The sequence below is a fragment of the Paraburkholderia sp. C35 genome (genome assembly GCF_003121405.1).
GTDB lineage: Bacteria > Pseudomonadota > Gammaproteobacteria > Burkholderiales > Burkholderiaceae > Paraburkholderia.
Genome location: NZ_QBUY01000028.1, coordinates 26640 through 40886 on the forward strand (window position 1 = coordinate 26640; position 14247 = coordinate 40886).

Below are 14247 nucleotides of genomic sequence, written 5' to 3' on the forward strand. Positions count from 1 at the left end.
GTCTTGCTTGGAAGGACCTAAAACTTGCACTCGCGGGAGCATATCACATAACCCATAGTTGACATAGGACAGTTCCCTATTGCAAACCCCGTGGTACGGGGCTTTGCGGCAAGTTTTATGCTTGCCGCAACAGTGTTTGCGGCACCGTGGACGATTACTTTAGGCGCTTATCGGGCGCCTTGCAGCGAAGCGCGCAAAAACGTCGTGAAACGGCAATGACGCAATGCAAAAAGCCGCCCGAGGGCGGCTTTTTGTTGAGACTCTCGCAAGACATCGCGCGATCAGTCGACAGCGGCTTCGCGGCTTGCGCGGCGACGCTCGTGTTCCTTCAGATAGCGCTTGCGCAGACGGATGCTTTGCGGCGTGACTTCGACCAGTTCGTCGTCGTCGATGAATTCGACTGCGTATTCGAGCGACATCTGGACGGGCGGAACCAGACGCACGGCTTCATCCGTACCCGATGCACGCACGTTGGTCAGCTGCTTGCCCTTGATCGGGTTCACGACGAGGTCGTTGTCACGGCTGTGAATGCCGATGATCATGCCTTCATACAGCGCGTCGCCCGGCTTCACGAACATGCGACCGCGATCCTGCAGCTTCCACAGTGCGTAGGCAACGGCCGCGCCGTCGTCCTGCGAGATCAGCACGCCATTGCGGCGCTCACCGAGCGAACCTTCCTTGAGCGGCAAGTATTCGTCGAACACGTGGCTCATCAGACCCGTGCCGCGCGTGAGCGTCATGAACTCGCCCTGGAAGCCGATCAGGCCACGCGCGGGAATGCGGTACTCAAGACGCGTACGGCCACGGCCGTCCGACGCCATGTCGAGCATTTCGCCCTTGCGGCGACCGAGTTCTTCCATCACGCCGCCCTGGTGACCGTCTTCGACGTCGACCGTCAGCAGTTCGTACGGCTCGTGCTTCACGCCGTCGACTTCGTGCAGCACCACGCGCGGACGCGACACGGCCAGCTCGTAGCCTTCACGACGCATGTTCTCAACAAGAATGGTCAGGTGCAGTTCGCCGCGGCCCGACACTTCGAACACGGTTTCGTCGCCGGTGTCTTTCACGCGCAGCGCGACGTTGTGGTTCAGCTCCTTCATCAGACGGTCGCGGATCTGGCGGCTCGTCACGAACTTGCCTTCCTTGCCAGCCAGCGGCGACGAGTTGACGAGGAAGTTCATCGTCAGCGTCGGTTCGTCGACGGTGATCATCGGCAGCGCTTCGGGCGCTTCCGGCGCGCAGATCGTCGCGCCGATACCGACTTCTTCGATACCGTTGATCAGCACGATGTCGCCGGCTTCAGCTTCGGCAACCTGCACGCGCTCCCGACCTTCGAACGACAGCACCTGGTTGATCTTGCGGTTCAGGGTTTCACCATCCGGACCGAACCGCAGCACAACCGGCTGACCCGGCTTGATACGGCCACGCGTGATACGGCCTACGCCGATACGACCAACGTACGTCGAATAGTCGAGCGACGTGATCTGCAGCTGCAGCGGACCGTCCGGATCAGCCGGACGAACCGGCACGTGTTCCAGAATCGCTTCGAACAGCGGACGCATGTCGCCTTCGCGCACGCTCGGATCGAGACCGGCGTAGCCGTTCAGGCCCGATGCGTAGACGATCGGGAAATCGAGCTGGTCTTCCGTTGCGCCGAGCTTGTCGAACAGGTCGAACGTCTGGTTGATCACCCAGTCGATACGCGCGCCCGGACGGTCGATCTTGTTGACCACGACGATCGGCTTCAGACCCAGCGCGAGCGCCTTCTTCGTCACGAAGCGGGTTTGCGGCATCGGGCCTTCGACGGCGTCGACCAGCAGCAGCACGGAGTCGACCATCGACAGCACGCGCTCTACTTCACCGCCGAAGTCGGCGTGGCCCGGGGTGTCGACGATGTTGATGTGCGTGCCTTCATACTGCACGGCGCAGTTCTTGGCGAGAATGGTAATGCCACGCTCTTTTTCGATGTCGTTCGAGTCCATCACGCGTTCAGCGACCTGCTGGTTTTCGCGGAAGGTGCCGGACTGGCGGAGCAGCTGGTCGACGAGCGTGGTCTTGCCGTGGTCGACGTGAGCGATGATGGCGATGTTGCGGAGAGCGCGGGACATAGGAACCTGGAGACGCTGGGATACATGTGGAGTGCGCCACCTGCCCAGCTACCTTCGCCAAGCCCAAAGCGCACTTTTGGGAACCAATAAGTATAGCACGGACGGGTGACGCTTTTCTGGTATTCCCTGATACCGTGCTTCACCGTCTCGATAAAACGACGCTCGCACCTCGTCCACCCCCCTTCCAGCCGCCCCTACCGGCACTTTCTTACCGTGCAAGATAGATCGTTGCCTAAGCTGTAATAACGCTTGCCGAGTCAATTAATCGACTCTACAATCGTGCATAGTCAATCATTGCATTCGCATGAGAATCATGTCCGAACCCACCCAAACGCCATCGCCCGAGGTTAGCGAATACCAGTTGGGCGAGAGCGTCGGCTATCTGATTTCGCGCGTGAAGTCGACCATGTCGCACCTCGTGACGCAGCGCACCATGGCCGAGCTCGGCATCACCAGCCAGCAGGCCAGCGTCCTGTTCATGGTCGCCAGCGGCAAATGCCTGCTGGCCGCCGAACTGGCCCGCGAATACGGCAGCGACGCCAGCGCCGTCACGCGCCTGATCGCCCGGCTCGAGAAGCGCGGCCTGCTCACGCGGGTGCGCAGCGCCGAAGACCGGCGCGCCGTACGGCTCGCGCTCACGGCCGAAGGCCACGCCATTGCCGCGCGCATGCCGGCTGTTTTCACCAGCGTGACCGACAGATTGCTATCCGGTTTTTCGCCTGAGGAAACGGGGTTCCTCAAGAGTCTTCTGAGACGCGTGCTCGCCAATAGCTGCGAAGCGATGGGCGAAACCCGTGACTCGGCAAGCAATACCGATAGTAAATCGTAAGAAATTAGTTGCAGTGTCCATTAAAGAACAATGTCATTACACGCAAAGAGTCGAGCGATGAAATTCCTTTCCAGGCCCGCGCCAGCCTCATCGCGCCGGGCGGCCGTGGCCGCGGCCGTGGCGGCGTTCGCCCTCGCCGGCTGCGCGAACTACTTCGATCTCAAGGACGACAAGCAGATTGCGCAAGTCTCGCAGTTCGACGCGTCGCAAAGCCTGCCCGCCCAGGGCGGCCAGTGGCCGACGCTCGACTGGTCCAGCCAGTTCGGCGACCCGCAGTTGCCCAAGCTGATCGCCGAGGCGCTCGAAGGCAGCCCGTCGATCGCGCAGGCGCAGGCGCGTATCGCCAAGGCGTCGTCCTATATCGAATCGTCGAAATCGGCGCTGTATCCGAAGGTCGAAGGCAGCTATTCCTGGACGCGTGAACTGTATTCCGCCAACGCCCTGTTCCCGCCGCCGTACGGTGGCACGTGGTACAGCGAGAACAATGTGCTCGCCAGTGCATCGTGGGATCTCGATCTGTGGGGTAAGAACCGTCAACGGCTCGGCCAGGCTGTGTCGCAGGAAAAAGCGGCCGAAGCGGACATGCAGCAGGCGCGCGTGACGCTGGCTACATCCGTGGCGCGCACCTACAACACGCTCGCGCAGCTTTACGCGCTGCGTGACATTGCCGATCGCGAAATCAAGAACCGCCAGACCGTCGGCGTGATCACGAACGACCGCGTGCGAGCCGGCCTCGACACCAACGTCGAGCGTCAGACCTCCAACGGCAACATCGCGACGAGCCAGTCGAACCTCACGGAACTCGACGGCCAGATCATGACCACGCGCTACGAACTCGCCGCGCTGCTCGGCAAGGGGCCGGACCGCGGCGTGCAGATTGCCAAGCCGGTGTTCAATCCGGGCGGCGCCGTGTCGCTGCCCGACAACGTGCCCGCCGATCTCGTCTCGCGCCGCCCCGACATCGTCGCCGCGCGCTGGCAGGTCGAAGCCGCGATGCACGACGTGAAGGAAGCCAAGGCCGAGTTCTTCCCCGACGTGAACCTCGCCGCCGGCTTCGGCTTCGCTGCGTTCGGCTGGGGCAAATTCCTGACCTCGTCGAGCCGCCAGATCCAGTTCGGTCCGGCCATCCACCTGCCCATCTTCGACGCCGGCGCGCTGCGCTCGCAGTTGAAGGGCCGCTACGCGGACTTCGATCTTTACGTCGCGAACTACAACCAGACGCTGATCAACGCGCTGTCGGACGTCGCCACGCAGATCACGTCGATCCGCTCGCTCGACAACCAGTCGGGCGATGCGCAACGCGCGCTCGACGCGTCGACGAAAGCGTACGAGCTTGCTGTGATCCGCTACAAGGCGGGCCTGTCGCCGCAGTTGCAGGTGCTGACAGCCGACCAGAACCGCCTTGCCGCCGAACAGACCGTGACCAATCTGAAGATGCGCCGGCGCGATCTGCAATTCGCGCTGATCAAGGCGCTCGGCGGCGGTTTCGACGCGACGCAAACGGGCCTCATCGTGCCGACGGATGCACCTGCATCGTCGGCAGCGGCAGCGCACGCGGCGAACTGAACGCGCAAAAACACACGCACACCCGATTGCGATCCGAATAAACGATACAGACTGACAGAATCCGGAGCATATCCATGAGCACGCCCCAACAACCCGCGAACGCGCAGCCGGCCAGCAACGGCAAACGCAAGCGCATGATGACGCTGCTGGTCATCGTGATCCTGATTGCCGCGATTGCTTACGGCCTCTACTACTTCCTGGTGGCGCGCTTCCACGAAGAAACCGACGACGCCTATGTGAACGGCAACGTCGTGCAGATCACGCCGCAGGTCACGGGCACCGTGGTCGCCGTGAACGCGGACGACACGCAGACCGTCAAGATGGGCGATCCGCTCGTCCTGCTCGATCCTGCCGATTCGCGCATCGCGCTGCAATCGGCGGAAGCGAATCTCGGCCAGGTCGTGCGCCAGGTGCGCGGCCTTTACGCCGACGACAGCCAGTATCAGGCACAAGTCGCCGTGCGTCAGGCCGATCTGTCGCGCGCGCAGGACGATCTGAAGCGCCGCATGCTGGTCGCGCAGACGGGTGCCGTGTCGCAGGAAGAAATCTCGCACGCACGCGACGCAGTGAAGAGCGCGCAAGCCGCCGTCGATGCGGCCCAGCAGCAACTCGCATCGAACCGTGCGCTGACGGCCAACACCACGATTGCCAGTCATCCGAACGTGCAGGCAGCCGCCGCCAAGGTTCGCGACGCCTACCTGAACAACGCGCGCAACACGCTGCCCGCGCCTGTCACGGGTTATGTCGCGAAGCGCTCGGTGCAGGTCGGCCAGCGGGTCGCGCCGGGCAATCCGCTGATGGCGATCGTGCCGCTGAATGGCGTGTGGGTCGACGCGAACTTCAAGGAAGTGCAGCTGAAGCATATGCGCATCGGCCAGCCGGTCGAACTGACGGCCGACGTGTACGGTTCGTCGGTGAAGTATCAGGGCAAGGTGGTCGGCTTCTCAGCGGGCACGGGTTCGGCGTTCTCGCTGCTGCCCGCGCAGAACGCGACGGGTAACTGGATCAAGGTCGTGCAGCGTCTGCCCGTGCGTATCGCGCTCGATCCGCAGGAACTGGAAAAGCATCCGCTGCGTATCGGCCTGTCGATGCAGGTCAACGTGACGATCAAGGACGATACGGGCGGCGAGCTCGGCAGTGCTGTCAACACCGTCTATCAGACCAACGTGTTCGACAAGTACGGCGACGAGGCCGACGCGGAAATCGCCCGCATCATCGCTGAAAATGCTGGCCCGAACGCAGGTCAGCCGCAGAAGGCGGCGTCCGGCTCGAAGGCTGCAGCCAGCTGATGTAAGCGGCTTCTTTCTGCTACGCATCGGCATCAGACAAGGTTCGAACAATAGATGGCTCAGTCTCAGGTGCAAGCCCCTCACCCGCCGCTCGAGGGCGCGCAACTGGTGATCGGCACCATCGCGGTGTCGCTCGCCGTTTTTATGAACGTGCTCGACACGTCGATTGCGAACGTGTCGATCCCGTCGATCTCCGGCGACCTCGGCGTATCGTCCGATCAGGGCACGTGGGTGATCACCTCGTTCGCGGTCGCGAACGCAATTTCGGTTCCTCTCACCGGCTGGCTCACGGATCGCATCGGTCAGGTGCGGCTGTTCATGGCGTCGATCGTGCTGTTCGTGATCTCGTCGTGGATGTGCGGCTTGTCGCCGAATCTGCCGTTCCTGCTCGCGTCGCGCGTGTTGCAGGGCGCGGTGGCCGGTCCGATGATTCCGCTGTCTCAGCCGCTGCTGCTCGCGAGTTATCCACGCGCGAAGGCGCCGATGGCGCTATCGATGTGGGCGATGACCACGCTGATTGCGCCCGTCGCCGGTCCGATTCTGGGCGGCTGGATCTCGGACAACATTTCGTGGCCGTGGATCTTCTACGTGAATATCCCGGTCGGGATTGTCGCGGCGCTTGCGACGTGGGCGATTTTCCGCAATCGCGATTCCGTCATCAAGAAGGCGCCGATCGATATGGTCGGTCTCGTGCTGCTGATCACGTGGGTCGGTTCGCTGCAGGTGATGCTCGACAAGGGCAAGGATCTCGACTGGTTTTCATCGACGACGATCATCGTATTGGCGCTCGTCGCCGTCATTGCGCTTGCGTTCTTTATCGTGTGGGAGCTGACGGACAAGCATCCCGTCGTGGATCTGTCGCTGTTCAAGCTGCGTAACTTCACGGGCGGCACGGTGGCGCTCGCGATCGGCTATGGGCTGTACTTCGGCAATCTGGTGTTGCTGCCGCTGTGGCTGCAAACCGACATCGGCTACACGGCAACGGATGCTGGTCTCGTCCTGGCGCCCGTGGGTGTGTTCGCGGTTATCTTGTCCCCGTTGACGGGCAAGATCCTGCCGCGCACGGATCCGCGCTACATCTCGACGGCGTCGTTTCTCGTGTTCGCGCTGGTGGTCTGGATGCGCTCGCGTTACACGACGGGCGTCGATACCTACTCGCTGATGCTGCCGACGTTGATTCAGGGCATCGGCATGGCCGGGTTCTTTATTCCGCTCGTGTCGATTACGTTGTCAGGATTGCCGAGCAATCGCATTCCGGCTGCGTCCGGTTTGTCGAACTTCGTGCGGATCATGTGCGGCGGCATCGGCACGTCGATCTTCGAAACTGCATGGGATCATCGATCGATTCTTCATCACGCGCAGCTGGTCGAGCATGCCAACGCGTACAACCCTGTGTTCGATCAATCGGTTACGCAGTTGGGGCAGCTTGGCTTGAATCAGTCGCAGGCGTATGGGCTCTTCAATTCGATGTCGACACAGCAGGCGGCGCAGCTTGGCGTGAACGATCTGTTCTATGTGTCGGCGGGGATTTTTGTCGCGCTGATCGCGTTGATCTGGATTACGCGGCCCGAGCGCGCCGGGAGTGGCGATTCGGCGGCGGCTGCGTCGGCGGCGCATTGAGGTTGTGGTGTGTGCCGCTGGCGGCTTCTCTGGCTAGCCAGCGTTAGCGTTTTTGCGCTGGCATTTGCGGCGAATCTTTGAAGCAGACTTTCGTTTCACGCGTTGCCCCTTTTGCTGGAGGCGACGCGTGAAGCACGAAAGCAAAGCGCGGCGGCCGCGCAAGATTGAAACACCGAGCAAACAGCGTTGCTCGCGCCAACCTCAACTCACGATCAAGCGCTCAGGCGCCAGCACACCCTCACCGACTCGGGCCACGCCAAGCAACTTGCCTTCGGCCGCATAAACCCGCGTGCGCTCAGCGCTCAGAACACTTTCATCGACGGAAAGATCAGCCAGCTTCAAGCGCTGTCCGTGCAAAAACCGCCGCGTAGCCTCGGCATCTAGCCGAACCAACGGAAACGTCGACAGCAACGCGTCTACAGGCTGAAGCCACGCGTCCCGCTCGCTTTCCGCCGCGTCCGACAACGCATCGAGCGTCACGGAATTGTCGAGCGTCAGCGCACCGACGCCAGTACGCCGCAGCATCACGAGATGCGCCCCGCAGCCGAGCGACTCGCCGATATCCTCGGCAAGCGTGCGCACATAGGTGCCCTTACTGCACGTGACGCGGAACGTCACATCCGGCAATTCACACGCAATCATCTCGAGCGCATGAATCGTGACGCGGCGCCCTTCGCGCTCGACTGTCTGACCGGCGCGCGCGTATTCGTACAACGGCTTGCCGTCACGCTTGAGCGCCGAATACATGGGCGGCACCTGCACGATCTCGCCGCGAAACCCGGCCAGCGCGCGTTCGACGGCGCCCTGATCGCAGGTCACATCGCGAGTTTCCAGCGCTTCGCCTTCGGCATCGCCCGTTGTCGTGCGAATACCCAAACGCATCGTCGCTTCGTAGGTCTTATCCGCTTCGAGCAGATCCTGCGAAAACTTCGTCGCTTCGCCAAAGCAGAGCGGCAAAAGTCCAGAAGCAAGCGGATCGAGCGTGCCTGTATGACCCGCTTTCTTCGCGAGATACAGCCGCTTGGCGCGAATCAGCGCGTCGTTACTGGACAGGCCAACCGGCTTATCCAGCAGCAACACACCATCCAGCGCGCGGCGCGGCACCTTGGGACGTTGATTCTGATTCATATGTGCGCGAGCCTCGACTGGCAATCAGTCGTCTTTCGCGCGCGAGGCGTTCGCCTCATCGATCAGGCGCGACATTTCTACCGCGCGCTCGATCGTCTTGTCGTAATGGAAATGCAGCGTCGGCACGGTATGGATGTGCAAACGCTTGAACAGCAGATTGTGCAGATGGCCCGCCGCGTGATTGAGGGCATCCTGCGTCTGCAGTGGATCGCCCGTCAGCGTCGTGAAATAGATCTTCGCGTGCGCGTAGTCAGGCGTCAGTTCGACGCTCTGAAACGTCACGATACCGATACGCGGGTCTTTGACCTCGCGGATCAATTCGGACAGATCGCGCTGAATCTGATCGGCGATCTGCACATTGCGATTGGGAGAAGTACGTTTCTTAGGCATGGTGAATCCGTGATCCAAACTACCGAATAGGCAAAGTGTTCGCGCATTCGGCGGCAGCGAGCCACGGACTCCAACGCAAACACCACAAACAATCGATGCAAAAAACAAAGGGGCGGGACCGGGCTTCAGCGCCCTGCCCCGCCCCTCATGCGCACAACGCCTGAATTACAGCGTACGCGCGACTTCCGTCACTTCGAAGACTTCGAACTGATCGCCTTCGACGATATCGTTGAAGTTCTTGACCGACATACCGCACTCGAAGCCCTGACGGACTTCCTTGACGTCATCCTTGAAGCGCTTGAGCGAATCGAGCTCGCCCGTGTGGATGACGACGTTGTTGCGCAGCACGCGCACCGACGACGACCGCTTGACCACACCGTCCGTGACCATACAGCCCGCCACCGAGCCGACCTTCGGCACCTTGAAGACCTGGCGCACTTCGACCATACCCGTGACGACTTCGCGCTTCTCCGGCGCCAGCATGCCCGACATCGCCGCCTTCACCTCATCCACTGCGTCATAGATGATGTTGTAGTAACGGATGTCGATGCCGTTCGTTTCTGCCAGCTTGCGCGCCTGTGCGTCAGCACGCGTGTTGAAGCCGATGATGACCGCCTTCGATGCCGTTGCCAGATTGACGTCCGACTCGCTGATGCCACCGACCGCGCTGTGCACGATCTGCACGCGCACTTCGTCGTTCGACAGCTTGAGCAGCGACTGCACCAGCGCTTCCTGCGAACCTTGCACGTCGGCCTTGACGATAAGCGGCAGGTACTGCACTTCGCCTTCGCCCATCTGCTCGAGCATGTTTTCCAGCTTCGCGGCTTGCTGCTTGGCCAGCTTGACGTCGCGGAACTTGCCCTGACGGAACAGTGCGACTTCACGCGCCTTGCGGTCGTCCGGCATGACGATGACTTCTTCGCCCGCCGCCGGCACTTCCGACAGACCCTGGATTTCGACCGGGATCGACGGTCCTGCCGACTTGGTCGGCTTGCCCGTTTCGTCGAGCATTGCACGCACGCGACCGTAGGCGCTGCCTGCCAGCACGACGTCGCCGCGATTCAGCGTACCCGACTGGACGAGGATCGTTGCAACCGGACCCTTACCCTTGTCGAGCTTCGCTTCGATCACGAGACCCTTGGCCGGCGCTTCGACAGGTGCCTTCAGTTCCAGCACTTCCGCCTGCAGCAGCACGTTTTCGAGCAGATCGTCGATACCCGCGCCCGTTTTGGCCGACACCGACACGAACGGCGAATCGCCACCGTATTCTTCCGGCACGACGCCTTCCGCGACGAGTTCCTGCTTCACGCGATCGGGATTGGCGTCCGGCTTGTCGATCTTGTTGATCGCGACGACGAGCGGCACGCCGCCAGCCTTGGCGTGCGAGATCGCTTCCTTCGTCTGCGGCATCACACCGTCATCCGCTGCGACGACCAGAATCACGATGTCGGTTGCCTTCGCACCGCGTGCACGCATCGCCGTGAACGCTTCGTGACCCGGCGTATCGAGGAACGTGATGACGCCGCGCGGCGTTTCGACGTGATACGCGCCGATGTGCTGCGTAATGCCGCCTGCTTCGCCCGCCGCAACCTTCGCGCGACGGATGTAGTCCAGCAGCGAGGTCTTGCCGTGGTCGACGTGACCCATGACCGTGACAACCGGCGGACGCGGCAGCAGCGGCGCGTCGGAGACTTCGCCTTCGACCAGCATCGCTTCCGGATCGTCCAGCTTCGCTGCAACGGCGTGATGGCCCAGCTCTTCGACGACGATCATCGCCGTTTCCTGGTCCAGCATCTGGTTAATCGTGACCATCTGGCCGAGCTTCATCATCACCTTGATGACTTCCGAAGCCTTCACCGCCATCTTGTGCGCGAGATCAGCCACCGTGATGGTTTCCGGCACGTGCACTTCACGCACGATCGGTTCGGTCGGTGCCTGGAAGGTCGTGGCGTCCTGATGCTTGCCACGGCCCTTCGGACCGCCGCGCCAGCCGCGATCGACGCCGCCGCTCGAGTCGCCGCGCGTCTTGATGCCGCGGCGCTTCGCTGCGTCGTCTTGCCAGCCGCCCTTGCCGCCAGCCTTCTTCTTGTCGGCACCCGGGCCCGACGGCTGTGCCGTCGCTGCCGGTTGCGCGGACGTTGCGGGTGCAGGCTTCTTCGCTGCCGGACGTGCCGATGTTTCGCCAGCCGGACGCGCCGGCTTGTGCAGCGTGCCCTTCGCTTCCGCGGGCTTCGGCGCTTCGACAGGCTTCGGTGCCGGTTCCGGCGCCTTGACCTGCGCCTTGCGCGGCGTATTCATCATTTCGCGGATCGCGCGTGCTTCGGCTTCTGCCTTAGCGCGGCGCTTCGCGATTTCTTCCTGTTCGAGGCGAGCCTTTTCGGCCTGCTCGCGAGCAGCGTCTTCAGCCTTCTTCGCTGCTTCACGTTGTGCAGCACGTTCCGCTGCCGCCTTCTCTTCGTCCTGCGATGCGCGCTCCTGCTGAGCCTGCTCGCGAGCCGCTGCTTCAGCCACCGCTGCTTCGCGCTTCTTCGCGGCTTCCTCTTCGGCGCGGCGACGCTCTGCTTCGGCGGCCTGCTCGCGTGCCTGACGCTCGGCTTCCTCAGCTGCGAGGCGCTCCTGGCGCTCCTTCAGCTCCAGAGCCTGCTTTTCAAGCAGTTCGGCTTCGTGACGCGCTTCTTCCTCGCGACGCTGAAGTTCGAGATCTTCCGCTGCGACCACATTGTTCGATGCTTCCGCGCCTTGCTCGACGGCTTCGTCACGGCGGACGAAGGTGCGCTTCTTGCGCACCTCGACCTGAATGGTGCGAGCCTTACCCGTCGCGTCGGACTGCTTGATTTCCGACGTATGCCGCTTGGTCAGCGTGATCTTGCGCTTGTCGGCATCGTTCGAGCCGTGTGACTTGCGCAAGTGGTCAAGCAGACGCGCCTTGTCCGTCTCGGACAGGGCATCGTCCTCACTCGCTTTCTGGACACCCGCTGCGTGCAGCTGCTCAAGCAGCACGCCGGCAGGCATCTTAAGTTCCGCGGCAAATTGGGCTACGTTGTTACTCGCCATTCATTCCTCTTAATGCAAGGACCAGTTCCTTGCGGTTAGCATCGGGTCATGCAGCCTCACGGCCGCGATCAGGTCAGTGGTTCATGGTCTTGGATCTCATTGAAACCAGTGTTCACGGGCCTTCATAATCAACGCCTTGGCGGCGTCTTCGTTCATGCCGGTCATTTCGACCAGCTCGTCGACAGCCAGCTCCGCCAGCTCGTCGCGCGTATGGATCTGATGTTCAGCCAGCTTCGCGAACAGCTCGTCGTCCATACCGTCGAGGCTCTTCAGGTCGAGTGCAACACCTTCGACCTTCTCCTCGTTTGCAATCGCCATCGTCAGCAGTGCGTCACGCGCGCGGTTACGCAGCTCGTGAACCGTGTCTTCGTCGAATGCTTCGATTTCGAGCATCTCGTTGAGCGGCACGTAAGCGATCTCTTCGAGACTCGTGAAACCTTCGTCGATCAGGATGTCGGCGACTTCTTCGTCGACATCGAGACGCGCCATGAACAGGTCGCGCAGGACACTACGTTCCTGGTTCTGCTTTTGCGCAGACTCGTCCGGCGTCATGATGTTGATCTGCCAGCCGGTCAGTTCGCTGGCAAGACGCACATTCTGGCCGCTGCGGCCGATAGCGACGGCCAGTTCGTTTTCGTCGACGACGACGTCCATCGAATGCTTTTCTTCATCGACGACGATCGACTGGACGGCTGCCGGCGCGAGCGCGCCGATCACAAACTGGGCGGGATCTTCCGACCATAGCACGATGTCGACGTTTTCGCCACCGAGCTCGTTGCGCACAGCCTGCACGCGCGAACCGCGAATGCCGACGCAGGTGCCGATCGGGTCGATGCGCTTGTCGTATGCGACCACGCCGATCTTCGCGCGCACGCCGGGGTCGCGTGCGGCTGCCTTGATTTCCAGCAGGCCCTGTTCGATTTCGGGCACTTCCATCTCGAACAGCTTCATCAGGAACTCGGGCGCAGTGCGCGACAGTTCGATCTGCGGACCGCGCGCGGTGCGATCGACCTTGCCGATATAGGCGCGCACACGGTCGCCGACGCGCAGGTTTTCCTTCGGAATCAGCTGGTCGCGGCGCAGCAGCGCTTCGACACGGCCTGATTCGACGATGAAGTTGCCCTTGTCGAGACGCTTGACGGTACCCGTCATGATGCTTTCGCCGCGTTCGAGGAAGTCGTTCAGGATCTGCTCGCGTTCCGCGTCGCGCACCTTCTGCAGGATCACCTGCTTGGCAGCCTGCGCGCCGATACGGCCGAATTCGATGGACGGAACGGGTTCTTCCAGGAAGTCGTCGATCTGCGCGTCAGCCTTCTGCTCACGCGCTTCGAACAGCAGGATCTCCTGATCCGGCTCCTGCAGCCCTGCTTCGTCCGGCACGACCTTCCAGCGGCGGAAGGTTTCGTGCTCGCCGCTTTCACGGTCGATATGGACGCGGATGTCCGCGTCTTCGTCGAAGAGTTTCTTGGATGCAGACGCGAGCGCTGCCTCGAGCGCGGCAAAAACCACGTCCTTGTCGACATTTTTCTCGCGTGCCAGCGCATCCACCAGCATCAACACTTCGCGACTCATTGTTTGCGGCTCCTAAAGTCAACTTTCGGAACGAGGCGTGCCTTGTCGATATCCGCGAGCGTGAAATCCAGCATCGCGGCGCCTTCCTTCCCTTCAAATTCCAGACCGATCGTTTCGCCCTCGGGAGCATGCAGGATGCCCCGGTACGATTTCCGTCCGTCCAATGGCTTTTTCAATGTGATGACCGCCTCGCTGCCCGCGAAGCGTTCGAAGTCCGCCAGTTTCTTCAGCGGGCGGTCGAGACCGGGCGACGATACTTCGAGCCGCTCGTAATCGATATTTTCGACCGTCAGTACGTGCTGGAGCTGACGGGTAACTTTTTCGCAGTCTTCGATGCCGATGCCGGCGGGCTGGTCGATATACACGCACAGCATGCCGCGCCCGGTGCGCTCGAGATCGACGAGCTCGTAGCCGAGGCCCACGACCGTGGTTTCAATCAGTTCCGTCAGTTGCACAGTGCTGCCCTCTAAGATGTTCGCGCTGCAAGCCTTTGCGAAACACCCGCGGGCTGCGCGCCAAGCCGGCGCACGTTCGTGCTACCCGAGATGCCGACCCACCAAAAACTAAGCGGCAAAAAAAAATGGGCGAAACGCCCATCATCTTATTGCCGGTGGTCGCACCTGAGCCGCACATGAAACCGCACGCCCAGTGACTTCGTGATTGTAGCCATTTTTCGCGATGAACGCAAACA

General features: G+C 61.8%; 10 protein-coding genes. 4 read left to right on the forward strand and 6 right to left on the reverse strand.

Annotated elements, in window-relative coordinates; all coding sequences use genetic code 11:
* Nucleotides 1-281 precede the first annotated feature (281 nt).
* Nucleotides 282-2108 (reverse strand): translational GTPase TypA, encoded by a 1827-nt coding sequence (typA, locus tag DK391_RS18690; protein ID WP_109479458.1) that lies wholly within the window; start codon nt 2106-2108, stop codon nt 282-284.
* A gap of 313 nt (nt 2109-2421) precedes the next feature.
* Here typA and DK391_RS18695 point away from each other — a divergent pair, with 313 nt between their 5' ends.
* The 4 genes from DK391_RS18695 to DK391_RS18710 all read left to right on the forward strand — a co-directional run bounded on the left by DK391_RS18695 (nt 2422) and on the right by DK391_RS18710 (nt 7412).
* Entirely contained in the window at nt 2422-2937 is a 516-nt protein-coding gene (locus tag DK391_RS18695; protein ID WP_109479459.1) for a MarR family transcriptional regulator, read from the forward strand.
* A 57-nt stretch (nt 2938-2994) separates the two neighbouring features.
* Nucleotides 2995-4503, forward strand: a complete 1509-nt coding sequence (locus tag DK391_RS18700) for an efflux transporter outer membrane subunit (protein WP_109479460.1) — start codon at nt 2995-2997, stop codon at nt 4501-4503.
* 74 nt (nt 4504-4577) lie between these two features.
* Nucleotides 4578-5792 carry an EmrA/EmrK family multidrug efflux transporter periplasmic adaptor subunit gene (locus DK391_RS18705; protein WP_109479461.1) on the forward strand — a complete coding sequence of 405 codons (1215 nt, stop codon included), beginning with the start codon at nt 4578-4580 and terminating at the stop codon, nt 5790-5792.
* A 54-nt stretch (nt 5793-5846) separates the two neighbouring features.
* A complete protein-coding gene (locus tag DK391_RS18710; protein ID WP_109479462.1) occupies nt 5847-7412 on the forward strand; it encodes a DHA2 family efflux MFS transporter permease subunit in 1566 nt (521 codons plus the stop codon).
* 201 nt (nt 7413-7613) lie between these two features.
* Here the strand turns inward: DK391_RS18710 and truB are convergent, their stop codons facing one another.
* From truB to rimP, 5 genes are all read right to left on the reverse strand, one after another.
* Complete coding sequence (gene truB, locus DK391_RS18715) at nt 7614-8540, reverse strand: tRNA pseudouridine(55) synthase TruB (protein WP_109479463.1); 927 nt, start codon at nt 8538-8540, stop codon at nt 7614-7616.
* Nucleotides 8541-8564: 24 nt separating this feature from the next.
* Entirely contained in the window at nt 8565-8930 is a 366-nt protein-coding gene (rbfA, locus tag DK391_RS18720) for a 30S ribosome-binding factor RbfA (protein ID WP_109479464.1), read from the reverse strand.
* Between the two features lie 165 nt (nt 8931-9095).
* Nucleotides 9096-11984 (reverse strand): translation initiation factor IF-2, encoded by a 2889-nt coding sequence (infB, locus tag DK391_RS18725; RefSeq protein ID WP_109479465.1) that lies wholly within the window; start codon nt 11982-11984, stop codon nt 9096-9098.
* 96 nt (nt 11985-12080) lie between these two features.
* Nucleotides 12081-13556, reverse strand: a complete 1476-nt coding sequence (nusA, locus tag DK391_RS18730; protein WP_036004657.1) for a transcription termination factor NusA — start codon at nt 13554-13556, stop codon at nt 12081-12083.
* On the reverse strand, nt 13553-14011 hold the full coding sequence (rimP, locus tag DK391_RS18735) for a ribosome maturation factor RimP (protein ID WP_036004653.1): 459 nt from the start codon (nt 14009-14011) through the stop codon (nt 13553-13555). Before rimP ends, nusA begins: the two co-directional genes overlap by 4 nt.
* Nucleotides 14012-14247 lie beyond the last annotated feature (236 nt).

Excerpts from the sequence above, each read along its gene's own strand:
- truB (WP_109479463.1), bottom strand. The coding sequence starts at position 8,540 with ATGAATCAGAATCAACGTCCCAAGGTGCCGCGCCGCGCGCTGGATGGT.
- DK391_RS18695 (WP_109479459.1), top strand. The coding sequence starts at position 2,422 with ATGTCCGAACCCACCCAAACGCCATCGCCCGAGGTTAGCGAATACCAG.
- infB (WP_109479465.1), bottom strand. The coding sequence starts at position 11,984 with ATGGCGAGTAACAACGTAGCCCAATTTGCCGCGGAACTTAAGATGCCT.
- nusA (WP_036004657.1), bottom strand. The coding sequence starts at position 13,556 with ATGAGTCGCGAAGTGTTGATGCTGGTGGATGCGCTGGCACGCGAGAAA.
- typA (WP_109479458.1), bottom strand. The coding sequence starts at position 2,108 with ATGTCCCGCGCTCTCCGCAACATCGCCATCATCGCTCACGTCGACCAC.
- DK391_RS18705 (WP_109479461.1), top strand. The coding sequence starts at position 4,578 with ATGAGCACGCCCCAACAACCCGCGAACGCGCAGCCGGCCAGCAACGGC.
- rbfA (WP_109479464.1), bottom strand. The coding sequence starts at position 8,930 with ATGCCTAAGAAACGTACTTCTCCCAATCGCAATGTGCAGATCGCCGAT.
- DK391_RS18700 (WP_109479460.1), top strand. The coding sequence starts at position 2,995 with ATGAAATTCCTTTCCAGGCCCGCGCCAGCCTCATCGCGCCGGGCGGCC.
- DK391_RS18710 (WP_109479462.1), top strand. The coding sequence starts at position 5,847 with ATGGCTCAGTCTCAGGTGCAAGCCCCTCACCCGCCGCTCGAGGGCGCG.